General features: G+C 60.4%; 18 protein-coding genes. 9 read left to right on the forward strand and 9 right to left on the reverse strand.

Annotation, left to right across the window (positions count from 1 at the left end; translation table 11 throughout):
* Nucleotides 1–179: 179 nt before the first annotated feature.
* The 6 genes from BXA01_RS13270 to BXA01_RS13295 form a co-directional block, all read right to left on the reverse strand.
* Nucleotides 180–1,004, reverse strand: a complete 825-nt coding sequence (locus tag BXA01_RS13270) for an ABC transporter permease (protein WP_016772909.1) — start codon at nucleotides 1,002–1,004, stop codon at nucleotides 180–182.
* A gap of 12 nt (nucleotides 1,005–1,016) precedes the next feature.
* Entirely contained in the window at nucleotides 1,017–2,264 is a 1,248-nt protein-coding gene (locus BXA01_RS13275; RefSeq protein WP_076564337.1) for an ABC transporter permease, read from the reverse strand.
* Between the two features lie 275 nt (nucleotides 2,265–2,539).
* Complete coding sequence (locus BXA01_RS13280) at nucleotides 2,540–3,583, reverse strand: ABC transporter substrate-binding protein (protein ID WP_076564338.1); 1,044 nt, start codon at nucleotides 3,581–3,583, stop codon at nucleotides 2,540–2,542.
* 48 nt (nucleotides 3,584–3,631) lie between these two features.
* Nucleotides 3,632–4,756, reverse strand: a complete 1,125-nt coding sequence (locus BXA01_RS13285; protein WP_041476689.1) for an ABC transporter ATP-binding protein — start codon at nucleotides 4,754–4,756, stop codon at nucleotides 3,632–3,634.
* Nucleotides 4,757–4,959: 203 nt separating this feature from the next.
* Complete coding sequence (locus tag BXA01_RS13290; RefSeq protein ID WP_076564339.1) at nucleotides 4,960–5,577, reverse strand: response regulator; 618 nt, start codon at nucleotides 5,575–5,577, stop codon at nucleotides 4,960–4,962.
* An 84-nt stretch (nucleotides 5,578–5,661) separates the two neighbouring features.
* The gene (locus tag BXA01_RS13295) at nucleotides 5,662–8,058 is read right to left on the reverse strand and encodes a PAS domain-containing sensor histidine kinase (RefSeq protein WP_076564340.1); all 2,397 of its coding nucleotides are present in this window, start codon (nucleotides 8,056–8,058) and stop codon (nucleotides 5,662–5,664) included.
* 74 nt (nucleotides 8,059–8,132) lie between these two features.
* Between BXA01_RS13295 and BXA01_RS13300 the strand changes: the two genes are divergently transcribed.
* On the forward strand, nucleotides 8,133–9,119 hold the full coding sequence (locus tag BXA01_RS13300; protein ID WP_076564341.1) for an alpha/beta hydrolase family protein: 987 nt from the start codon (nucleotides 8,133–8,135) through the stop codon (nucleotides 9,117–9,119).
* Between the two features lie 122 nt (nucleotides 9,120–9,241).
* Here the strand turns inward: BXA01_RS13300 and BXA01_RS13305 are convergent, their stop codons facing one another.
* From BXA01_RS13305 to BXA01_RS13315, 3 genes are read right to left on the reverse strand one after another with little or no spacing between them, the layout of a single operon-like run.
* Nucleotides 9,242–10,009, reverse strand: a complete 768-nt coding sequence (locus tag BXA01_RS13305; protein WP_076564342.1) for a TerB family tellurite resistance protein — start codon at nucleotides 10,007–10,009, stop codon at nucleotides 9,242–9,244.
* Between the two features lies 1 nt (nucleotide 10,010).
* Nucleotides 10,011–10,682 carry an N-acetylmuramate alpha-1-phosphate uridylyltransferase MurU gene (murU, locus tag BXA01_RS13310; RefSeq protein WP_076564343.1) on the reverse strand — a complete coding sequence of 224 codons (672 nt, stop codon included), beginning with the start codon at nucleotides 10,680–10,682 and terminating at the stop codon, nucleotides 10,011–10,013.
* Nucleotides 10,679–11,698 carry an aminoglycoside phosphotransferase family protein gene (locus BXA01_RS13315; RefSeq protein ID WP_076564344.1) on the reverse strand — a complete coding sequence of 340 codons (1,020 nt, stop codon included), beginning with the start codon at nucleotides 11,696–11,698 and terminating at the stop codon, nucleotides 10,679–10,681. The genes murU and BXA01_RS13315 overlap by 4 nt, the downstream gene beginning before the upstream one ends.
* Nucleotides 11,699–11,828: 130 nt before the next feature.
* Between BXA01_RS13315 and BXA01_RS13320 the strand changes: the two genes are divergently transcribed.
* The 8 genes from BXA01_RS13320 to BXA01_RS13355 all read left to right on the forward strand — a co-directional run bounded on the left by BXA01_RS13320 (nucleotide 11,829) and on the right by BXA01_RS13355 (nucleotide 21,686).
* Nucleotides 11,829–14,630: an LPS-assembly protein LptD gene (locus BXA01_RS13320; RefSeq protein WP_076564345.1), complete on the forward strand. Its 2,802-nt coding sequence runs from the start codon at nucleotides 11,829–11,831 to the stop codon at nucleotides 14,628–14,630.
* Entirely contained in the window at nucleotides 14,605–15,927 is a 1,323-nt protein-coding gene (gene surA, locus BXA01_RS13325) for a peptidylprolyl isomerase SurA (RefSeq protein WP_172834007.1), read from the forward strand. The genes BXA01_RS13320 and surA overlap by 26 nt, the downstream gene beginning before the upstream one ends.
* Nucleotides 15,924–16,913: a 4-hydroxythreonine-4-phosphate dehydrogenase PdxA gene (gene pdxA, locus BXA01_RS13330; protein WP_076564347.1), complete on the forward strand. Its 990-nt coding sequence runs from the start codon at nucleotides 15,924–15,926 to the stop codon at nucleotides 16,911–16,913. Before surA ends, pdxA begins: the two co-directional genes overlap by 4 nt.
* Complete coding sequence (rsmA, locus tag BXA01_RS13335) at nucleotides 16,910–17,728, forward strand: 16S rRNA (adenine(1518)-N(6)/adenine(1519)-N(6))-dimethyltransferase RsmA (protein ID WP_076564348.1); 819 nt, start codon at nucleotides 16,910–16,912, stop codon at nucleotides 17,726–17,728. Before pdxA ends, rsmA begins: the two co-directional genes overlap by 4 nt.
* 113 nt (nucleotides 17,729–17,841) lie before the next feature.
* Nucleotides 17,842–18,222, forward strand: coding sequence for a Co2+/Mg2+ efflux protein ApaG (gene apaG / locus BXA01_RS13340; RefSeq protein ID WP_041476700.1), 381 nt, complete (start codon nucleotides 17,842–17,844; stop codon nucleotides 18,220–18,222).
* The gene (locus BXA01_RS13345) at nucleotides 18,222–19,103 is read left to right on the forward strand and encodes a symmetrical bis(5'-nucleosyl)-tetraphosphatase (protein ID WP_056786666.1); all 882 of its coding nucleotides are present in this window, start codon (nucleotides 18,222–18,224) and stop codon (nucleotides 19,101–19,103) included. The genes apaG and BXA01_RS13345 overlap by 1 nt, the downstream gene beginning before the upstream one ends.
* A gap of 34 nt (nucleotides 19,104–19,137) precedes the next feature.
* Entirely contained in the window at nucleotides 19,138–19,467 is a 330-nt protein-coding gene (gene glpE / locus BXA01_RS13350) for a thiosulfate sulfurtransferase GlpE (RefSeq protein ID WP_076564349.1), read from the forward strand.
* A gap of 296 nt (nucleotides 19,468–19,763) precedes the next feature.
* Nucleotides 19,764–21,686 (forward strand): PrkA family serine protein kinase, encoded by a 1,923-nt coding sequence (locus BXA01_RS13355; RefSeq protein WP_016772892.1) that lies wholly within the window; start codon nucleotides 19,764–19,766, stop codon nucleotides 21,684–21,686.
* Nucleotides 21,687–21,741 lie beyond the last annotated feature (55 nt).

Consider the following 21,741-nt stretch of genomic DNA (forward strand, 5'->3'; position numbering starts at 1 on the left):
AGATTAGCTGGGGATTTGGGGTTGTCTGCTATTCACCCTATGAATGACCAGATCGAGAAGACCACGATCAACTGTGGGAGCGAGCCTGCTCGCGAATACGGCAGCCCTTTCAACTGAAATGAGCAGACACACCGCCTTCGCGAGCAGGCTCGCTCCCACATTTTTGACCGCTTTCGAAGTCAGACTTGCGCAGTACGCAGTTTCTCGCTGCGTCCGCGCAGCCATTCCAGCGTCAGCAGCAAGATCACCGAGAAAGCAATCAGTAACGTCGCCGCAGCGGCAATCGTCGGGCTGAGGTTTTCGCGAATCCCACTGAACATCTGCCGAGGCAATGTCGCCTGCTCAGGCCCGGCGAGAAACAGCGTCACCACCACTTCATCGAAAGAAGTGGCAAAGGCAAACAGCGCCCCGGAAATCACTCCCGGCGCAATCAGCGGCAAGGTCACCCGGCGGAACGCCGTCAGGGGTGAAGCACCGAGACTCGCAGCAGCACGCACCAGATTGTGATTGAAACCCTGCAACGTTGCCGAAACGGTGATGATCACAAACGGCACACCCAATACCGCATGCACGACGATCAGCGAGAAGAAGCTGTTACCCAGCCCCAGCGGCGCGAAGAACAGATAACTCGCCACGCCAATGATCACCACCGGCACCACCATCGGCGAAATCACCAGCGCCATCACCAGCGACTTGCCGGGGAAGTCGCCACGGGTCAGACCGATCGCCGCCAGGGTGCCGAAGATCATCGCCAGCACCGTCGCCGCCGGGGCGACGATGATGCTGTTCTTCAGTGCACGCATCCATTCCGCCGAGGCGAAGAAGTCGTGGTACCACTGCAGCGAGAAGCCCTGCAGTGGATAGACCAGAAAACTCCCCGAGTTGAACGACAGCGGAATGATCACCAGCACCGGCAGGATCAGAAACAATAGAATCAGGCCGCAGAGAATCCGCAGGCTGTAGAACCACACCCGTTCGATGGGCGACATGTAAGGACTCAGCATCGCAAATTCCCCTTAGCTCAGGCGCAGGCGACTGGCGCCGACCAGCCAGCTGTAGATCAGATAAAGCACCACGGTCGCCAGCAACAGCAAGCCGCCGAGCGCAGTGGCCATGCCCCAGTTGATGCTGGTGTTGGTGTAGAAAGCGACGAAGTAACTGACCATTTGGTCGTTCGGGCTGCCGAGCAGCGCCGGGGTGATGTAGTAGCCGATGGCGAGGATGAACACCAACAGGCAGCCGGCGCCGACACCAGCGTAGGTCTGCGGGAAGTACACCCGCCAAAAGCTGGCGAACGGATGACAGCCGAGGGAAATCGCCGCGCGCATGTAGGTGGGCGAGATGCCTTTCATCACGCTGTAGATCGGCAGAATCATGAACGGCAGCAGAATGTGCACCATCGAGATGTATACGCCGGTGCGGTTGAACACCAGTTCCAGCGGTTTATCGATGATGCCCATGGCCAGCAGCGCACTGTTGATCAGGCCGCCGGATTGCAGCAGCACGATCCACGCTGCGACCCGCACCAGAATCGAAGTCCAGAACGGCAGCAGCACCAGAATCATCAGCAGATTGCTCTGCCGCGAAGGCAGGTTCGCCAGTAGATAAGCCAGTGGATAGGCGAGCAGCAGGCAGATCACGGTGATGACCAGGCCCATCCAGAAGGTGCGGGCGAAGATGTCGAGGTAGATCGCCTGATCCGGGGTGGCCGGGGCCAGTTCGCCGAGATCATCGATACGGTGATCGACCGCCGCCAGCAGGTAATACGGAGTGATGCTGCTGGTGTTGCGTTTCACCGCTTGCCAGTAGGCCGGGTCGCCCCAGCGTTCGTCGAGCGCTTCCAGCGCTTCTTTATAAGAAGCCGGTTCGCTGGCGAACGGCAGCGCCCGGGCGGTTTTGGTCAGCAGGCTGCGGTAGCCGGCCAACTCCATGTTCAAGCGCTTGGACAGATCGCCCAGCGTCTGGTTTTTGCGGGCTTCGGCGAGGTCTTCGCTGGCCGCCTTGTACACCGGTTCGGCGGGCAGACCACGGCCGTCCCAACTGGCGATGGCAGTGACAGTGCGCGGCATGCCGCCAACCACTTCCGGGTTGCCGACGCTTTTATAGAGCAGCGCCACGATCGGCACCAGAAACACCAGCAGCAGAAACAGCACCAGCGGCGCAATCAGTGCCTGGGCCTTCCAGCGGTTGACCCGCTCGGCGTGCTTGAGCTTCTGCTTCAAGGTGGGGCTGTTGCCTTCGTTCAGGGGAACGGCGATGGCCATGACGTACTCCGCAAATCTTTGATCGTTACAGAGGTGGCGAACCACCTCTGTTGCGTTGAAACACTGCTACCTGTGGAGCGAGCCCTCTTGTGGCAGCGAACCTTTGTGGCGAGGGGATTTATCCCCGTTCGGCTGCGCAGCAGTCGTAAAACCTGAGAATGCGGTTTACCTGACCCACCGAGCGGGTATGGCTTCGGGGCTGCTTCGCAACCCAACGGGGATAAATCCCCTCGCCACAAAGCGCCCTTGCCATCTCCATACAGGTAAAACAGTGGTTATTTCGCCGCCCAGGAATTGAAGCGCTGTTCCAGTTGCTCGCCGTTGTCAGCCCAGAAGCTGACGTCGATCTGCACCTGGTTGGCGATGTTTTCCGGGGTGGTCGGCATGTCTTTCAGGACATCCTTGGCCAGCAGCGGTACGGCTTGGGTGTTGGCCGGGCCGTAGGCGATGTTTTCCGAGTAGGTCTTCTGCTGCTGCGGCTGCACCGAGAAGGCGATGAATTTCTTCGCCGCTTCCGCGCGTTTGGCGTCCAGACCTTTCGGGATGGCCCAGGCGTCGAAGTCGTAGATGCCGCCGTTCCATACCACTTTCAGGTTGGATTCTTTCTGCACCGCCGCAATGCGACCGTTGTACGCCGAGCTCATCACCACATCACCGGAAGCGAGGTATTGCGGCGGTTGTGCGCCGGCTTCCCACCACTGAATGCTTGGCTTGAGCTCATCGAGTTTCTTGAAGGCACGATCCTGACCGTCCTTGCCTGCCAGCACTTTGTAGACGTCTTTCGGTGCCACACCATCGGCCATCAGCGCGAATTCGAGCGTGTATTTGGCGCCTTTGCGCAGGCCGCGCTTGCCCGGGAATGTCTTGGTGTCCCAGAAATCCGCCCAACTGGTCGGTGCGGTTTTCAGCTTGTCAGCGTTGTACGCCAGTACGGTCGACCAGACGAAGAAACCTACGCCGCACGGCTGAATGGCGCCTTTGACGTAGTCTTCGGTCTTGCCGAACAGGGCCGGGTCGAGTTGTTCGAACATGTCTTCGTCACAACCACGGGACAGCTCTGGCGATTCAACTTCGACCAGATCCCACGACACGCTCTTGGTGTCGACCATGGCTTTGACCTTGGCCATCTCGCCGTTGTATTCGCCGGCAACGATCTTGCCGTTACCCGCCGCTTCCCACGGTGCATAGAAGGCTTTGACTTGCGCCGCCTTGTTCGCCCCGCCAAACGACACCACGGTCAAGTCCGGGCCGGCAGCCATCGCGCCGGTCGCACCCATCAGGCCCAGAGTCAGGGCGGTGAACTTCAGGGATCTCAACATTTATTGTTCTCTCCACGTGCAGGGTTGGTGTTGGTATTGCCGGGGCGCTTAGTGCGCCTCTAGAAGCGGATCGAGCGCACGAACGTGCTCGACCTGCCAGCCAAGCGGTACCACGTCGCCGACGCTGAGCGCAGGATCGAGCTCGGCAATCGGTTGTTTCACGAAGAAGTCGGTCTTGCCGCAGACTTCCAGGCGCACCCGGACGTGGTCGCCCAGATAGATGAATTCCGCCACCCTCCCTGAGAAGCGGTTGACGCATTGATCGCTCGAACCGTTGAGGCTGACGCGCTCCGGACGGATCGACAGGGTCACCGGCTCGCCCGTCTGGCCAACGTTGACTGCCAGTGCCTCGACTTTTTCGCCACGCCCCAACTCGACCACGCAGCGCTCGCCACTCTGGCTGAGCAGGCGGCCGTTGAGGCGGTTGTTCTCGCCAATGAAGTTGGCGACGAAGGTGTTTTTCGGTTCTTCGTAAAGCGTGCGCGGTGGCGCGATCTGCTGAATCTCGCCTTGATGGAATACGGCAACGCGGTCAGACATGGTCAGTGCTTCACCCTGATCGTGGGTCACGTAGACCACGGTCACGCCAAGGCGCTGATGCAGGTGCTTGATCTCCATCTGCATGTGTTCACGCAGTTGCTTGTCGAGGGCGCCCAGCGGCTCGTCCATCAGCACCAGTTGCGGTTCGAACACCAGCGCGCGGGCCAGTGCCACACGTTGCTGCTGACCACCGGACAACTGCGCCGGGTAACGCGAGGCGAAGGCATCGAGCTGAACCATGCTGAGGACTTTCTTCACCCGCTCGCTGACGTCGCTTTTGTTCAAGCCGCGCACGGTCAACGGGAAAGCAAGATTCTCCGCGACAGTCATGTGCGGGAACAGCGCGTAGTTCTGGAACACCATGCCGATATCGCGCTTGTGCGGCGGCACGTTGTTGATCGAACGCCCGGACAGGAGGATTTCACCGGCGGTCGGCGTTTCGAACCCGGCGAGCATCATCAGGCTGGTGGTCTTGCCGGAACCGGACGGCCCGAGCAGGGTAAGAAATTCGCCCTTGCGAATGTCCAGGTTGAGGTCTTTGACGATCAGGTTCTCGCCGTCGTAGCTCTTCTGCACACCACGAAAGCTGACCAGCACATCACTGGTCCCTGCGCTTGTATCGACCTGGCTCATACCCACACCTTTGTTGTTGATGACTGCTTGTGGATTAAGCCTAGTGGTTGCTGACAGGCGCGCAAATCGGGGCGCAGGAGAGAATCGCCTCAGCCGGATGGAAGGTTGGGGGTAGGGATTGCCCTACAAGGATGGCGCGTTTGGGCAAACGCAGCGGCAAGGGGCAAGCTGCAAGCCGCTAGTAAAGGCGAAAGCGTCTGTCGCTAATGGATATGCCAACTCCGAACCTGTGGGAGCGAGGTGATGTTGAGCTTCTGCATCAGCCGCGCCTTGTGGGTGCTGATGGTCTTGCTGCTCAAGGCCAGTTGCTGGGCGATGTCGTTGACGTTGGCGCCCTGGGCCAGGCGTTCGAACACCGAGAATTCGCGTTCTGACAACAGCGAATGCAGTGGCCGGGTATCGGTCAGGCCGACTTCGAAAACCATGCGGTCGGCCAGTTCCGGGTCAATGTAACGCCCGCCCGCCGCAACTTTGCGGATCGCCGTGAGCAGCAGCGCCGGATCGCTGTCCTTGGTCGCATACCCCGCCGCGCCGACCTTCAAGGCGCGCGCGGCCATTTGCGCTTCGTCGTGCATCGACAGCACCAGAATCGCCGGCGGATTGTTCAGCGCCCGAATGCGCGGGATCGCTTCCAGACCATTGACCCCGGGCATGGAGATGTCCAGCAACACCACCTCGCACGGCACGCTGCGCAGGGTTTCGAGCAGTTGCTCACCATTGCTCGCCTCCCCCACCACTTGCAGATCTTTGGCCAGGCCGATCAATTGCTTGATGCCTTCGCGGACTATGGTGTGGTCTTCGGCTACCAGTACACGGATCACGTTCTTCTCCAGATTTCAGGTACACACCAATCCCTGTGGGAGCGAGCCTGCTCGCGAAGGCGTCAGCGCTCACGACACAAATCCTCAGACTTCACTCACCGGCACTCGCACCACCAGACTGGTGCCCTCCCCCGGCTCACTCACCAGCTCCAGCCGCCCGCCCATGATCAGCACCCGCTCACGCATGCCGACCAGGCCAAACGACGTCGGCCTACCCTCGGCCGCGACAAATCCTACGCCATCATCGCTGACGGTCAGACACAATTCATCGCCCGCAAGCTCCAGCGTCAGCTCCACCGTGTGCGCCTGAGCATGGCGCATCACATTGGTCAGCGCCTCCTGCAAAATCCGGAACAGCCCCACCGCTTTGGCATCGCTGAGTGCCGGCAGGTTGTCCGGCACCTGCACCAGACACGGTATCTGTGTGCGCGCCTCGAAACGCCGAGCCTGCCACTCGATGGCCGAGGCAATCCCGGCATCAAGGATCGGCGGGCGCAACGCCGTCGCTACATCACGTACCAGCTGAAACAACTGCGCGATCAGGCGTTTCATGCTGTTGAGCCGCTCGTTGAGTCCCGGATCGAGTTGCGCGTAGGCCAATTCGCACATCGATGTCTCCAGTTTCAGCACGGTGAGCATCTGTCCCAACTCATCATGGACTTCCCGGGCGATGCGCGCCTTCTCTTCTTCACGCACGCTTTCCAGGTGCGCCGACAGTTCGCGCAGTTGCTCGCGCGAGGCCGCCAGTTCCAGCTCGATGCGTTTGCTTTCGCTGATGTCCCAGACGATGCCGTCCCACACATAGGCGCCGTCCTCCAGCTGGCGGGTGATCGCCTTGATCTCGGCCCAGCGCTGCTCACCCTGGCGCGTGACGATGCGGCCTTGCCACGAACAGTCGCTGTCAGTGTCCAGCGCCTGATCCTGGGTGCGGTGATAACTGGCCTTGTCGTCGGGGTGCACGAGGCTGCGCAAGCCCATGTCGCGATGGGCGATGGCTGCCGGCGCATAACCGACCAGACTTTCGCTGCCCTCGCTGATGTAGGCAAAGTCGATCTGCCCGGTGACCGGTGCCCGCTCCAGCCTGAACACCAGACCCGGAACGTTGGCGGCGATGCCTTGCAGGCGCGCCTCGCTTTCCTGCAAAGCGGCGAGCGCGCGGCGGCGGTCGGTGACATCGGTGAGGTAGACCACCAGATATTCACTGTCGCGAAAACGCAGAAAACTCAGGGAAACGTCCGCCGGCAGCACGCTGCCATCGGCGCGCAGGCAGCTGGTTTCGAAGCTCAGCGGCCCTTCTTCACTGGCCCGCGCACGCTTCCACAGATTGAGCCAGCGATCCATGTGCAGGCCGGGCTCGAAATCGATCAGTGGCCGTTCGATCAGCCCGCCCGAGGGATAGCCGAGCATGTTTTCCGCTGCGCGGTTGGCGTAGCGCACATGGCTGTCCCAATTGACCCAGAGGATGCCGACGGTGCTTTGGTCGATGGAAAACTGGGTCAGCCGCAGCGCCTCTTCACTGGCCGCGCGCAACGCGATGTCTTCGCGGGCGCTGAGCAGGCGTTGTTCGAGGCTGTGCTGTTGGCGCCGCTGCCACGCCACGATCGCCGCGCAACTGAGCAGCATCACCGCGAACAACAGGCTGAGGTTCTGCCAGAACCCCGGAGACTCGGTCAGCCGTGGGTATTTCGGCTGCAGCCATTGGTTGTGCAATTGTTCCAGGTCCTTGGCCGGTATTGCGCGCAAGGCGCTCTGGACAATGCCGGCCAGTTGCGGCCAATCGCGCCGCGAGGCCACGCGCAGCAGCTGCGGCAGGCCGATATCGCCAACCACCACCAGTTCGGCAAACTCCGGTTCCACCGACAGACGCCCCAACTGCGCTTCGTCGACCACCGCGTAGGAGGCTTGCTGACTCAACAGCAGCTGCAAGGCCTGACGCTCCAACGGCACACCTTGCAAATTCAAGTGCGGATAATTGCTGCGCAGATAATCGGCGGTGCTGCTCGGCATGCGCACGGCGACGCGGGTCGCGCTGTCGAGCTTTTCCAGATCGACCGCGCCGCTGCTTTTCTGATCGCTGACCACCAGTTGCGGCACGCGCATGTACGGGTCGGAAAACTGCCAGAGGCGCAGCGCGCTTGGGGTCTGGCTGAGGCCCGGGGCGATGTCGATCTCGCCCTCGCGCAAAGCGTTTTCCAATGCCCCCAGATCCTGAAAGTTGCGCCAACTCAGTTCCACGCCGAGGGTTTTGGCCAGCAGCTTCATCAACTCGACATTGGCCCCGGACAATCGCTGCAGGCGCCGATCGTAGGTCGCGTAGGGCGCCTGCAAGACCAGGCCGACGCGCAATTCGTTGTGCTGCGCCAGCCATTGCTGCTGCTCTGGCGACAATTGCGCGGCATGAGCCGGTGGCGCAGGCGCCGCCCAGCCCATCAAGGGAAACCACAAACAGCCGATAACCCACAGGCAGCAAAATCGCTTCATTGAAGTCTCATACACTGACAAATTCCGACCAACCCATTAGGCTGCCGGGATACTTTTCTGGCCTGGAATAACCAATGCCCTCTGTCTACCGCCTGGCACTGCCAGCATTGTGCCTGTCGCTGATCCTGCCTTGTGCGTTTTCCGTCGAAGCCGCCGACCCGGCGCCTGCCGCCACGGATAAACCCGCCGAAGAAAAACCGGCCGAGCGCCAGCCACTGCTTGAGCATAGTCAGGAAGAGGCCGCCGCACTGCAACGTAAACTGCCGGCGCAAGAGCAGCAACAACTGCAGGCTGGCAGCGACACTTTCCTCGCCCTGTGGAAACCGGCCAACAGCGCCGAGCCCAAAGGCGCGGTGATCATCGTTCCCGGTGCCGGCGAAACCGCTGACTGGCCGCAGGCAATCGGCCCGTTGCGACGCAAATTGCCGGATGCCGAGTGGAGCAGCCTGAGTATCACCCTGCCGGATCTGCAAGGCGACGCCATTGCTCCGCGCGTAATCGAACCGACCGCCGCGCCGAAAGCCCCGGAAACCGCAAGCAAAGACGCCACCACCGCACAACCGATCGAACAAGCCGCTGGCGGTGAAGCGGAAGTTGCCGAACAGGTGGTCGCCGAGACCAGCGAAGAACAAGCCAAGGCCGATGCCGATCGCATCTTCGGACGCATCGACGCGGCGATTGCCTACGCCGAACAGCAGAGCGCGCGCAGCATTGTCGTGCTCGGCCACGGCACCGGCGCTTATTGGGCGGCGCGTTTTCTCAGCGAGCGGCAGACGCCGCAGGTGGAAAAGCTGGTGATGGTCGATGCGCAAGTCCCGACCAAAGCCCTGCCGCCACTCGCCGAACTGACGCCGACACTGAAGCTGCCGACGGTGGATATTTTCTACATGGACAAAGCGCTGGATCGCAACGCGGCGCTGGAGCGCATGCAAGCTAGCAAGCGCCTGAAGACCTCGGCGTTCAGCCAGGTGGCGCTGAAGGTGTTGCCGGACAAGAAGGCTGAGCAGGAACAATTGTTTCGGCGGGTGCGGGGCTGGTTGAACCCTCAGGCTGTTGACTGACAGTCAGACCGAGTCCCCCCTCTTCGCGAGCAGGCTCGCTCCCACATTGGATCTATGCACAATTCAATGTGGGAGCGAGCCTGCTCGCGAAGGGGCAAGCACAAGCAACACCCATCTAACTTCTAGCGAAAATCCCGCCGCTCCCGAATCAGCGTATAGGCGTTATGCAATTCCCGCGTACGCTCGGTCGCGTCACGCACCTGCGCCGGGGTCGCGCCGCTGCCGGCGATCTTGTCCGGGTGATGGCGACTGAGCAATCGCCGGTAAGCGCGCTTGATCTGTGCCGGCTCGCTGCTCGCCGACACCCCAAGCAACTTCATTGCCTCCTGGTAACTCACCGCCGCACTGACGATCGGCCGCTTGCCCGGTTCGTAATCGCTGGCCAATGCTTGCACCTGCTGCGACGTCCAGCCGAGCCACTTGCCCCACTGCGCCAGCAACTCGCGTTCGCTGAGCCCGGCGCGACCATCAGCCCAGACCATTCGCCAACAGGCGCGCAACACACCTTCGGCCGCGTGCGGTTGAGAACTCAGACGACGCAGATATCCGCGCAGATTGTCGCTGCCGGACTTGCCGCGATTGAACGCGGCAATCGCCCGCCGTGTCGCTGGCTCGCTCATTTCCAGCGCGCGCATTTCATTGCGCGCCTGCTGGATATGCCCGTCAGTGACGCGCCCGTCGCTCTTGGCCAGACGCCCGAGCAACACGAACAGCAGTTCATCGTTGCGCAGCATCGGCCGGCCACCGAGCTTTTCGCGTAAGTGTCCCCAGCTCTGCAAGTGCAGGCGCCGATCCAGCGCCTGCCCCAACAACGCCCCAAGCATGGCCCCCGGAATGCTGGCAATCGCGTACCCCACTCCGGCTCCAATCAGAGTCCCTGGCCACAGCATCTCAGCGACTCGCTTCTATCAAGGCTTCGGCTTCGGCCAGACGCTCGTAGGTACCAACATCTACCCAATGCCCCTTCAACCGCTCGCCCGTCACTTCACCTTTGGCCATGGCGTTGCGTAGCAGCGGCGCGAGCTTGAACGCGCCATCGCTGCAACCATCGAACAACTGCGGATGCAGCACGGCGATGCCGCTGTAAGTCAGCGTCTGCGCATCAGGCTCGCCGTCCTGCACTTTGCCGTCGATGAGAGTGAAGTCGCCATTCGGGTGATGCGGTGGATTGTCCGCCAGCACCAGATGCGCCAGGCCATTGATCGGCTGGTGCAGCACGCTGAGGTCGTAATCGGTCCAGATGTCGCCGTTGACCACCAGAAACGCATCGTCACCAAGTAACGACAGCGCTCGGAAGATCCCGCCACCGGTTTCCAGCGGCTCGCCTTCCGGCGAGTACTGGATGCTCAGGCCGAAACGCGAACCGTCGCCCAAATGATCCTCGATCTGCTGACCGAGCCAGGCGTGGTTGATGACGATTTCGTTGAAGCCTGCGGCCGCGAGGGCGCGCAGGTGATACTCGATCAGCGGCACGCCAGCGGCACGCACCAGCGGTTTCGGCGTGGTCAGGGTCAGCGGGCGCATGCGCTCGCCTTTGCCCGCCGCCAGAATCATTGCCTTCATGCCGTCGCTCCAGCACGCAAGCTGTTGAACAGCGCTTGCAGTTCCGCCAGTTCAGGACGGCGGGCGATCACTGCTTCTATATAAGAGAAGAAGCGCGGCACATCGGCCAGATAACGCGGCTTGCCATCGCGATGGCAGATACGCGCGAAAATGCCGATGACTTTCAGGTGACGCTGCACGCCCATCAGGTCGCTGGCGCGCAGGAAGTCTTCGAAGTCCGCCTGCACCGGAATATCCAGCGCCGAGGCTTGCTGCCAATAACTTTCCAGCCAGCCGCGCACGCGTTCTTCCGGCCAGCTGAGAAAGGCGTCCTTGAACAGGCAAGTCACGTCATAGGTCACCGGGCCGTACACCGCGTCCTGGAAATCCAGCACGCCGGGGTTGGGCTCGCTGAGCATCAGGTTGCGCGGCATGTAGTCGCGGTGCACCAGCACTTTCGGCTGCGCCAGCGCGCTGTCGATCAGCAACTCGCTGATGTGCTGCCATTGTTGCTGCTGGGCTGCATCGAACTCGGCGCCCAGCTCATGCTTGACGTACCACTCGGGGAACAACTCAAGCTCACGGCGCAACAAGGCGACGTCGTAACTGGGCAACGGCGCCACCATCGGCAACTGTTGAAAAGCCAACAGCGCTTGCAGGGCATCGTGGAATAACGCGTCGGCATTTTCGCCATCGATGACGTCGAGATAGGTCTTGTTGCCCAGGTCATTGAGCAAAAGAAAACCGCGCTCGAGGTCTTCGGCGTAAATTTTCGGCACATTAATTCCGGATTTCGCCAGCAAAAAAGCGATATCCACGAACGGTTTGCAGTTTTCCTGGGGTGGCGGCGCGTCCATCACCACGAAGCTGCGACCATCGCCCTCCCAGCGGAAGTAGCGGCGGAAACTCGCGTCGCTGCTGGCCGCGGTCAACGTGGCCGGGGGCACGGTGCCCCAGCCCTGCTCGGCAAACAACTTTGCCAACTGCTCATCGAGCCAAACTTTCAGGTGTTGCAAGCGTACATCTTGGTCAGGCATTGCAAGGGTCTCCGACGGCGCTAGCCGTCAAGCGGGTCATGCTTTATTATCCAGCATCTTTTTCAGACCATCGAGAGGCGTGCGGCCCACACCGCGGGCAGATGGCACGCAGGAAGCCCGGACTAATAAGATGGCATTGAAATCCCCCGCGTTTCGTAAAAAATTTCCGTTGTTGGTAACCGGCAGTCTGCTGGCTATGCAACCTCTGGCCAGTCAATTCGTTGTTGCCGCCGAGCAGTATGACTGCTCCGTCTCGGCTACGGGTGGCTGGGACTGTGCGCCCAAGTCGACCGCTGCGGCATTGCCGCCGCGTCCGGTGCATGACGGCAGTGCCGTCAGCGCTGCCGGCGAGCCTGCGGCCGACAAGGGTTCCGACGCCGACACTGGCGCGAAAACCGCACTGGTCACCGAGTCCAAGGGCCGCGGCCTGAAATCCCGTAGCGAAGACTACAGTCACCTCGACTGGGTTCCGCGCGAGAAGCTCACCGCCGCGCAATTGGCCGAGACTGGTCCTTACTGCTCTGGTTCCTATATCGAACCGATTCGTCCTGGCATGAATGACAAGACGAATAAAAGTGACGCGCCGACCTTCATCGGTGCCAAAGCGTCGCGTTACGAGCAGGACACACAAGTCGCCAGCCTCGCCGGAGACGTGATCATGCGTCAGGGCAGCATGCAGGTCGAAGCCGACGAGGCCAATCTGTATCAGGCCGAGAGCCGCGGCGAACTGGCCGGCAACGTGCGTATCCGCGACAACGGCGCGCTGATCGTCGGCGACCATGCCGATGTGCAGCTCGACACCGGTGAAGCCAAGGTCGACAACGCCGAATACGTGATGCACAAATCGCGCATCCGCGGTAACGCGCTGTACGCCAAGCGTGCCGAAAACGCGATCATCCGCTTGAAGGACGGCACGTACACCACGTGCGAACCGAACAGCAACGCCTGGCAGCTCAAGGGCAACAACATCACCTTGAACCCGGCCACCGGTTTCGGTACCGCGACCAACGTGACGTTGCGCGTCAAAGACATTCCGATCCTGTACACGCCTTACATCTATTTCCCGATCGACGATCGTCGCCAATCGGGCTTCCTGCCGCCGACCATCGGTTCGGGCAGCGACACCGGCTTCATGCTGGTCACGCCGTACTACTTCAACCTGGCGCCGAACTACGACGCCACGTTGTACCCGCGCTACATGAGCAAGCGCGGCATGCTGGTGGAAGGCGAGTTCCGCTACCTGACCAAGTCGAGTGAAGGTCAGTTCGGTGCCTCGTACCTCAACGACGAGAACGATGATCGCAAGCGTCAGTCCGACTACAACGAGACTCGCTACATGTACAACTGGCAGCACAAGGGCGGCCTCGACTCCCGCGTGCTGACCCAGGTTGACTACACCAAGATCAGCGATCCGTATTACTTCCAGGACCTGCAAACCGACCAGATCGGCGTCAAGAGCGACGACTTCGTCAACCAGCAGGGCTCGGTCACTTATCGTGGCGACAGCTACACCGCACGCCTCAACGCTCAGCAGTATCAACTGGCGACCGTTTCGAACATCACACCGTATGGCCGTCTGCCGCAGATCACCTTCAATGGTCAGCTGCCGTATCACCCGGAAGGTCTGAATTTCGATTACGAGACCGAGTTGGTTCGCTTTGATCGCGACCTGCGTAGCGGCACGTTTGTACAGGAAGACGGCATCACTACCGAGTCGCGCCTGGACAACAACATCACTGGCCTGGCTCGCGCCAACGGCGATCGTTTGAATCTGAAGCCGGGCGTCAGCCTGCCGATGAACTGGACGTATGGCTTCCTCAAGCCATCGCTGAAGTACCAGTACACGCAGTATCAGCTTGATCTTGACAACACCGGTAAATCGCAGATCGATGCGATGACCGCAGAACAGAGAAAGCTCAACGGCGAGTTCGACAGCAACCAGAACCGTGGCGTACCGATCGCCAGCATCGATGGTGGCCTGTACTTCGACCGCAACACCTCGTATTTCGGCAAGAACTACCGTCAGACCCTGGAACCACGCCTGTTCTACCTCTATGTACCTGAGGTTGATCAGGAAGACATTCCGGTTTTCGACACCAGCGAATACACCTTCAACTACGCCTCGCTGTTCCGCGACAACCGCTTCTCCGGCGCCGACCGTGTCGGCGACGAGAACAAACTGTCGCTGGGCGTAACCAGTCGCTGGATTGAAGACAATGGTTTCGAGCGTCAGCGCATCAGCGTCGGCCAGGCTCTGTACTTCAAGGATCGCAAGGTTCAACTGCCGGGTATCGCTTTCAACGATCGTGACGACGCGAAATCCGACGTTTCGCCATACGCGCTGGAATACGAATACCGCTGGAACCGCGATTGGCGCACCACTGCCGACTACAACTGGGACCCGGACAGCCGCAGCCCACGATCCGGCAGTGCGATGTTCCACTATCAGCCGGAAGACAACCCGAACAAAGTCATCAACGTTGGTTATCGCTACCGTAATGACCAGGTCCGTTTTGACCAGAACACTGGTAAATGGTCTGTGGGCGGCGGTGACTATGGCACCCCGGGCCAACCTGGCTACGTGAAGGACTACTACAAGATCCAGCAGCATGACTTCTCGGTCATCTGGCCGATCGTTCCGCAGTGGAACGCCATCAGCCGCTGGCAGTACGACTACAACCGCAACCGCACGCTGGAAGCTTTCGGTGGTTTCGAGTACGACAACTGCTGCTGGAAACTGCGTCTGATCAACCGTTACTGGGTTTCCTATGACGAGTTCAGCCAGGAAGCTCCGCAAAACGAAAAAGGCGACCATGGCGTCTTCCTCCAAATTGTTCTGAAGGGACTCGGCGGCCTGACTGGCGCCAAGGTAGAGAGCTTCCTCGACAAAGGCATTCAAGGTTATCGTGAACGTGAAGACCAAGCTTTCTGATTGTCTGCGCCCGGTGCTGCTGGGCGCGTTGTTCCTGGGTACGGCGGCCAACGCCGCCGTACAGTCCATCGACAAAGTGGTGGCGATCGTCGACAACGACGTGGTCATGCAGAGCCAACTGGACCAGCGGGTTCATGAAGTTCAGCAGACCATCGCCAAGCGCGGGGGCGGTCTGCCGCCTCCAGGCGTGCTGGATCAACAAGTGCTCGAGCGTCTGATCGTCGAAAACCTGCAACTGCAGATCGGCGAACGTTCCGGCATCCGCATCACTGACGAAGAGTTGAACCAGGCTGTCGGCACCATCGCCCAACGCAACAACATGACTATTGATCAGTTCCGTGCTGCGCTGGCTCGCGATGGCCTGAACTATGACGACGCCCGTGATCAGATCAAACGCGAAATGATCATCAGCCGTGTGCGTCAGCGTCGTGTGGCCGAGCGCATTCAGGTTTCCGAGCAGGAAGTGAAGAACTTCCTCGCCTCCGACCTCGGTAAGATGCAGCTGTCCGAAGAGCTGCACCTGGCCAACATCCTGATTCCGACCCCGGAAAGCGCCAACTCCGAAGCGATTCAGAGCGCTTATCGTCAGGCCATGGAGGTTTACCAGCAGCTCAAGCAAGGCGCTGACTTCGGTCAGATGGCCGTGGCCAAATCCGGCAGCGACAACGCGCTGGAGGGCGGCGAGATGGGCTGGCGTAAAGCCGCACAACTGCCACCTCCGTTCGATCGTGAGCTGAGCAGCATGGCGGTTGGCGACATCACTCAGCCTGCGCGCACGCCGGGCGGCTTCATTATTCTGAAGCTGCTGGGCAAACGTGGCGGCGAAGCGCAGATGCGCGACGAAGTGCATGTGCGTCACATCCTGGTCAAGCCGAGCCCGATCCGCGACGAAGCCAAGACCAAGGCTCTGGTGCAATCGTTGTATGACCGCATCAGCGCCGGCGAAGACTTTGCCGAACTGGCGAAAAACTATTCGGAAGATCCGGGTTCCGCCCTTAACGGCGGCGACCTGAACTGGATCGACCCGAATGTGCTGGTCCCGGAATTCCGCGAAGTGATGGCTTCGACCCCACAAGGTCAACTGTCCAAGCCATTCCAGACCCAATACGGCTGGCACGTGCTGGAAGTCCTTGGCCGTCGCGCCACTGACGGCACCGAACAGGCCCGTGAGCAGCAAGCCATGACCGTACTGCGTAACCGCAAATACGATGAAGAGCTGCAAACCTGGCTGCGTCAGATCCGTGACGAAGCGTACGTAGAGATCAAACTTCCTGATGCAGACCAGGCAGCGCAGTGAAACCCAAGCGTTTCGCGCTGACACCCGGCGAACCAGCCGGCATCGGTCCCGACCTGTGCCTGCTGCTCGCCTCGCAAGCCCAGCCACATCCCCTGATTGCCATCACCAGCCGCGACCTGCTCCTTGAGCGGGCCGCGCTGCTGGGGCTGGCCGTCAGTCTGCTGGATGTCGCGCCGGGGCAGTGGCCAGATGTTCCAGCACCGGCCAACAGCCTGTACGTCTGGGACACGCCGCTCAGCGCACCGGTAATCGCCGGGCAACTGGACAAGGCCAACGCTGCATTCGTCCTCGAAACCCTGACCCGCGCCGGCAACGGCTGCCTGAACGGCGATTTCGCAGGGATGATCACCGCGCCGGTGCACAAAGGTGTGATCAACGAGTCGGGCATCGCGTTCTCTGGACACACTGAATTTCTCGCCGACCTGACGCACACCGCGCAAGTAGTGATGATGCTGGCCACTCGCGGTTTGCGCGTGGCGCTGGTCACCACGCATCTGCCTCTGCGCGAGATTGCCGACGCGATCACCCCGGAACGGCTGGAAAGAGTCACGCGAATCCTGCACGCCGACCTGCAAGACAAATTCGGCATCGCCCGGCCACGCATCCTGGTCTGCGGTCTCAACCCGCATGCCGGTGAAGGCGGCCACCTGGGCCATGAAGAAATCGACATCATCGAACCGACATTAGAGCGCCTGCGCGGCGAGGGCATGGACCTTCGTGGCCCGCTGCCTGCCGACACTCTGTTTACCCCCAAATATCTGGAGCACTGCGACGCAGTGCTGGCGATGTACCACGACCAGGGCTTGCCCGTGCTCAAGTACAAAGGCTTCGGCGCTGCCGTCAACGTGACGCTGGGCCTGCCGATCATCCGCACCTCGGTCGACCATGGCACCGCCCTGGATCTCGCCGGCAGCGGCAGGATCGACACCGGCAGCCTGCAAGTCGCCCTGGAAACCGCCTACCAGATGGCCGAGACCCGTTTATGAACGAGCAATACCAACACAAGGCGCGCAAACGCTTTGGTCAGAACTTCCTCCACGATGCCGGCGTTATCGACCGCATTCTGCGCTCCGTCCACGCCAAGGCTGACGATCGCCTGCTGGAAATCGGCCCCGGTCAGGGTGCCCTGACCCAGGGCCTGCTCGGCTCCGGCGCGCAACTCGACGTAGTGGAGCTGGACAAGGATCTGATCCCGATCCTCAACCAGCAGTTTGCCGGCATGAGTAATTTCAACCTGCATCAGGGCGATGCGCTGAAGTTCGACTTCAATACGCTGAACGCCGCGCCGAACAGCCTGCGGGTGGTTGGCAACCTGCCGTACAACATCTCCACGCCGCTGATTTTTCACCTGCTGAACAACGCCGGCATCATTCGCGACATGCACTTCATGTTGCAGAAAGAAGTGGTCGAGCGCCTGGCCGCAGGCCCGGGTGGCGGTGATTGGGGTCGTCTGTCGATCATGGTTCAGTATCACTGCCGTGTAGAACATCTGTTCAACGTCGGCCCGGGCGCATTCAATCCACCGCCGAAAGTCGACTCGGCAATCGTTCGTCTGGTGCCCCACGCGGTTCTGCCGCACCCGGCCAAGGATCACAAGTTGCTGGAGCGCGTGGTACGCGAAGCCTTCAATCAGCGTCGCAAAACCCTGCGCAATACCCTCAAGCAATTGCTCAGCAATGCCGAAATCGAAGCCGCCGGCGTCGATGGCAGCCTGCGTCCCGAGCAACTGGATCTGGCTGCATTCGTGCGCCTGGCCGACCAGCTCGCGATACAGGTCCCGGCCACTCCTGCCGCCGACTGACTCGCGATGAACGCTATCGGGCAGCACACCACTCTGGTTTACTGCCCGATACTTGCCTAGACTGATTCCCCATCAGCTACGCCCCGCGTTCCGCTTCATTAAGGCCTTCTTGCATGTCCGATTCCCGTTATCAGGTCGATGTCAGCGTCGTCACCCGCTATCTGCCAGACCAATCGCAACCCGAACACGACCGTTTCGCCTTCGCCTACACCATCACCGTACAGAACAACGGCGAGGTTGCGGCCAAGCTTCTGTCCCGGCACTGGGTGATCACCGATGGTGACGGCCATGTCGAACACGTGCGCGGTGAAGGCGTCGTCGGCCAGCAACCGTCGATCGATGTAGGCAAGAGCCATGTCTACACCAGCGGCACAGTGATGACCACCAAGGTCGGCACCATGCAGGGCACTTATCAAATGCTCGCCGACGACGGCAAACATTTCGATGCAATCATTGAACCGTTTCGCCTCGCCGTGCCCGGAGCCCTGCACTGATGACGACGTATGCCGTCGGTGACCTGCAAGGCTGCCTCGAACCGCTCAAGTGCCTGCTCAAACAAGTTGCCTTCGACCCGGCGCTTGACCGGCTGTGGCTGGTCGGCGATCTGGTCAACCGTGGCCCGCAGTCGCTGGAAACCCTGCGTTTTCTCTTTGGCATGCGTGAGTCGCTGGTCTGCGTGCTCGGCAATCACGACCTGCACCTGCTGGCTGCCGCGAAGAAGATCGAGCGTTTGAAGAAAAGCGACACACTGCGCGAAATCATCGAGGCCCCCGATGGGCCGCAACTGATGGAATGGCTGCGCCAGCAAAAGCTGATGCATTACGACGAAACACGCGATGTTGCGATGGTCCATGCTGGCATCCCGCCGCAATGGTCGCTGCGCCGTGCGTTGAAGTGCGCCGCCGAAGTCGAGACCGCCCTGCGTGACGACAACGTATTCCCCGCTTACCTTGACGGTATGTACGGCAATGAACCGGCGAAATGGGACAACGACCTCAAAGGCATTGATCGTCTGCGGGTGATCACCAATTACTTCACGCGCATGCGCTTTTGCACCGCTGAGGGCAAGCTCGACCTCAAAAGCAAGGAAGGCCTCGACAGCGCGCCGCCCGGCTACAAGCCGTGGTTTCAGCACAAGGAGCGCAAGACCAAAGGCCTGCGCATCATCTTCGGTCACTGGGCCGCGCTTGAGGGCAATATCCACGAGCCGGGCATTTCCGCGCTGGACACCGGATGCGTATGGGGCGGCAGCCTGACCCTGATGAACGTCGACAGCGGCGAACGCCTGTCATGCAAATGCGACGAGCACGGCGGACTTGCGCCATCAGTCGCCCCACTCACCCCCAACGATTCGCCCGTCAACGCCTCGCGTTAGACTACGCCTTCAGTAGAGCAACAGGTACTTTGTCATGACCGAATTCAAACGAATCCCCCCGGAACAGGCGCAGGCCCTGCGTGAACAGGGCGCAGTCGTAGTCGACGTACGCGATCCGGCGACCTTTGCCGCGCTGCACATCAGCGGCTCCAAACATCTCGACAACCATTCCCTGCACGCTTTCATTCAAGGCGCCGACCTCGATGCACCGACCGTCGTGGTCTGCTACCACGGCAATTCCAGCCAGGGCGCAGCCGCCTATCTGGTCGGCCAGGGCTTCTCCGAGGTCTACAGCATGGATGGCGGTTTCGAGCTATGGCGTACGACCTATCCTTCGGAAACCGCGCAAGGCACCGCCGAATAATTTTTTTGCGCAGCGCAGGCCCCGGCTGCCGTGGGCCTGCGCGCGGCAGACGAACGGTCTGCCACAACTAATTACGTATCTCGCCTTTACCTCTCGAATTCCCAACTATCCTTAAGCGCAGGCCATCCAAAACAGGGGAGAGCCGGTACACCGGCGCGCGGGTCATCGGGAGTAGCTTTCGCGGTTTGTCGACCGTGGGAGAATTCTGGGGGGTAAACAGCAGCTGCCACAGCGACTGCTGCCAGCATCGACTGAGTGATCCGGCGTCGGCTCCACGTATCGAGCGAGGTGACGTCATGAGTATCTTTAGCCACTTCCAACAACGCTTCGAATCCACACGCCAGGAAGAACTCTCTCTGCAGGAGTACCTGGAGCTGTGCAAAAACGATCGCAGCGCCTACGTTTCCGCCGCCGAGCGTCTGTTGATGGCGATCGGCGAACCGGAACTGCTCGACACTTCGACCAATTCGAGGCTGTCGCGCATCTTCTCCAACAAGGTGATCCGCCGCTATCCGGCCTTTGAAGATTTCCACGGGATGGAAGAATGCATCGACCAGATCGTCTCGTATTTCCGCCACGCTGCCCAAGGCTTGGAAGAAAAGAAACAGATTCTTTATCTGCTCGGCCCCGTCGGTGGCGGTAAATCGTCCCTGGCCGAGAAGCTGAAACAACTGATGGAGAAAGTGCCCTTTTATGCCATCAAGGGCTCGCCGGTATTCGAATCGCCTCTGGGTCTGTTCAACGCCACCGAAGATGGCGCGATCCTCGAGGAAGATTTCGGCATTCCACGGCGCTACCTGAACACCATCATGTCGCCCTGGGCGACCAAGCGCCTGGCCGAATTCGGCGGCGACATCAGCCAGTTCCGCGTGGTCAAGCTGTACCCATCGATCCTCAATCAGATTGCCGTGGCCAAGACCGAACCCGGTGACGAGAACAACCAGGACATCTCGGCGCTCGTCGGCAAGGTCGATATCCGCAAACTCGAAGAATTTCCACAGAACGACGCCGATGCCTACAGCTACTCCGGCGCGTTGTGCCGGGCCAACCAGGGCTTGATGGAATTCGTCGAAATGTTCAAGGCGCCGATCAAGGTGCTGCACCCATTGCTGACTGCTACCCAGGAGGGCAACTACAACAGTACCGAAGGCCTCGGCGCGATTCCGTTTACCGGCATCCTGCTGGCTCACTCCAACGAATCGGAGTGGCACACCTTCCGCAACAACAAGAACAACGAGGCGTTCATCGACCGGATCTACATCGTCAAAGTGCCGTACTGCCTGCGCGTCAGCGACGAAGTGAAGATCTACGACAAACTGCTTTTCAACAGTTCCCTGTCCAAGGCGCACTGCGCACCGGACACCCTGAAAATGCTCGCGCAGTTCACCGTGTTGTCGCGCCTCAAGGAGCCGGAAAACTCCAACATCTATTCGAAGATGCGCGTCTACGACGGCGAAAACCTCAAGGACACCGATCCGAAGGCCAAGTCAATTCAGGAGTACCGCGATTCGGCCGGCGTCGACGAAGGCATGAACGGCCTGTCGACCCGCTTCGCCTTCAAGATCCTCTCCAAGGTGTTCAACTTCGACCCGCATGAAATCGCCGCCAACCCGGTGCACCTGCTCTATGTGCTGGAGCAACAGATCGAACAGGAACAGTTCCAGGCGGAAACCCGCGAACGCTACCTGCGCTATCTGAAGGAGTACCTGGCGCCGCGCTACATCGAGTTCATCGGCAAGGAAATCCAGACCGCTTATCTGGAGTCTTACAGCGAATACGGTCAGAACATCTTCGATCGCTACGTGCTGTACGCGGATTTCTGGATTCAGGATCAGGAGTATCGCGACCCGGAAACCGGCGAGATCCTCAACCGCGTGGCCCTGAACGAAGAGCTGGAAAAAATCGAGAAACCGGCCGGCATCAGCAATCCGAAGGATTTCCGCAACGAAATCGTCAACTTCGTCCTGCGCGCCCGAGCCAACAATAACGGCAAGAACCCGACCTGGCTCAGCTACGAAAAACTGCGGGTGGTCATCGAGAAGAAAATGTTCTCCAACACCGAAGACCTGCTGCCCGTCATCAGCTTCAACGCCAAGGCCAGCAAGGAGGATCAGCAGAAACACAACGACTTCGTTACGCGAATGGTTGAACGTGGCTACACCGATAAACAGGTACGCCTGCTGTCCGAATGGTACCTGCGGGTCCGCAAGTCGCAGTGAGGCAGCTGCAAGCTATAAGCCACAAGCTGCAAGAACAAAGCGTGTGAACCCTGAA

The sequence above is a fragment of the Pseudomonas sp. B10 genome, assembly GCF_900156235.1.
In the GTDB taxonomy this organism is placed as follows: Bacteria; Pseudomonadota; Gammaproteobacteria; order Pseudomonadales; family Pseudomonadaceae; genus Aquipseudomonas; species Aquipseudomonas siliginis.

Excerpts from the sequence above, each read along its gene's own strand:
- rsmA (WP_076564348.1), top strand. The coding sequence starts at position 16,910 with ATGAACGAGCAATACCAACACAAGGCGCGCAAACGCTTTGGTCAGAAC.
- BXA01_RS13300 (WP_076564341.1), top strand. The coding sequence starts at position 8,133 with ATGCCCTCTGTCTACCGCCTGGCACTGCCAGCATTGTGCCTGTCGCTG.
- BXA01_RS13345 (WP_056786666.1), top strand. The coding sequence starts at position 18,222 with ATGACGACGTATGCCGTCGGTGACCTGCAAGGCTGCCTCGAACCGCTC.
- BXA01_RS13305 (WP_076564342.1), bottom strand. The coding sequence starts at position 10,009 with ATGCTGTGGCCAGGGACTCTGATTGGAGCCGGAGTGGGGTACGCGATT.
- BXA01_RS13270 (WP_016772909.1), bottom strand. The coding sequence starts at position 1,004 with ATGCTGAGTCCTTACATGTCGCCCATCGAACGGGTGTGGTTCTACAGC.
- BXA01_RS13280 (WP_076564338.1), bottom strand. The coding sequence starts at position 3,583 with ATGTTGAGATCCCTGAAGTTCACCGCCCTGACTCTGGGCCTGATGGGT.
- BXA01_RS13320 (WP_076564345.1), top strand. The coding sequence starts at position 11,829 with ATGGCATTGAAATCCCCCGCGTTTCGTAAAAAATTTCCGTTGTTGGTA.
- BXA01_RS13285 (WP_041476689.1), bottom strand. The coding sequence starts at position 4,756 with ATGAGCCAGGTCGATACAAGCGCAGGGACCAGTGATGTGCTGGTCAGC.
- apaG (WP_041476700.1), top strand. The coding sequence starts at position 17,842 with ATGTCCGATTCCCGTTATCAGGTCGATGTCAGCGTCGTCACCCGCTAT.
- BXA01_RS13315 (WP_076564344.1), bottom strand. The coding sequence starts at position 11,698 with ATGCCTGACCAAGATGTACGCTTGCAACACCTGAAAGTTTGGCTCGAT.
- murU (WP_076564343.1), bottom strand. The coding sequence starts at position 10,682 with ATGAAGGCAATGATTCTGGCGGCGGGCAAAGGCGAGCGCATGCGCCCG.
- BXA01_RS13355 (WP_016772892.1), top strand. The coding sequence starts at position 19,764 with ATGAGTATCTTTAGCCACTTCCAACAACGCTTCGAATCCACACGCCAG.
- glpE (WP_076564349.1), top strand. The coding sequence starts at position 19,138 with ATGACCGAATTCAAACGAATCCCCCCGGAACAGGCGCAGGCCCTGCGT.
- BXA01_RS13295 (WP_076564340.1), bottom strand. The coding sequence starts at position 8,058 with ATGAAGCGATTTTGCTGCCTGTGGGTTATCGGCTGTTTGTGGTTTCCC.
- BXA01_RS13275 (WP_076564337.1), bottom strand. The coding sequence starts at position 2,264 with ATGGCCATCGCCGTTCCCCTGAACGAAGGCAACAGCCCCACCTTGAAG.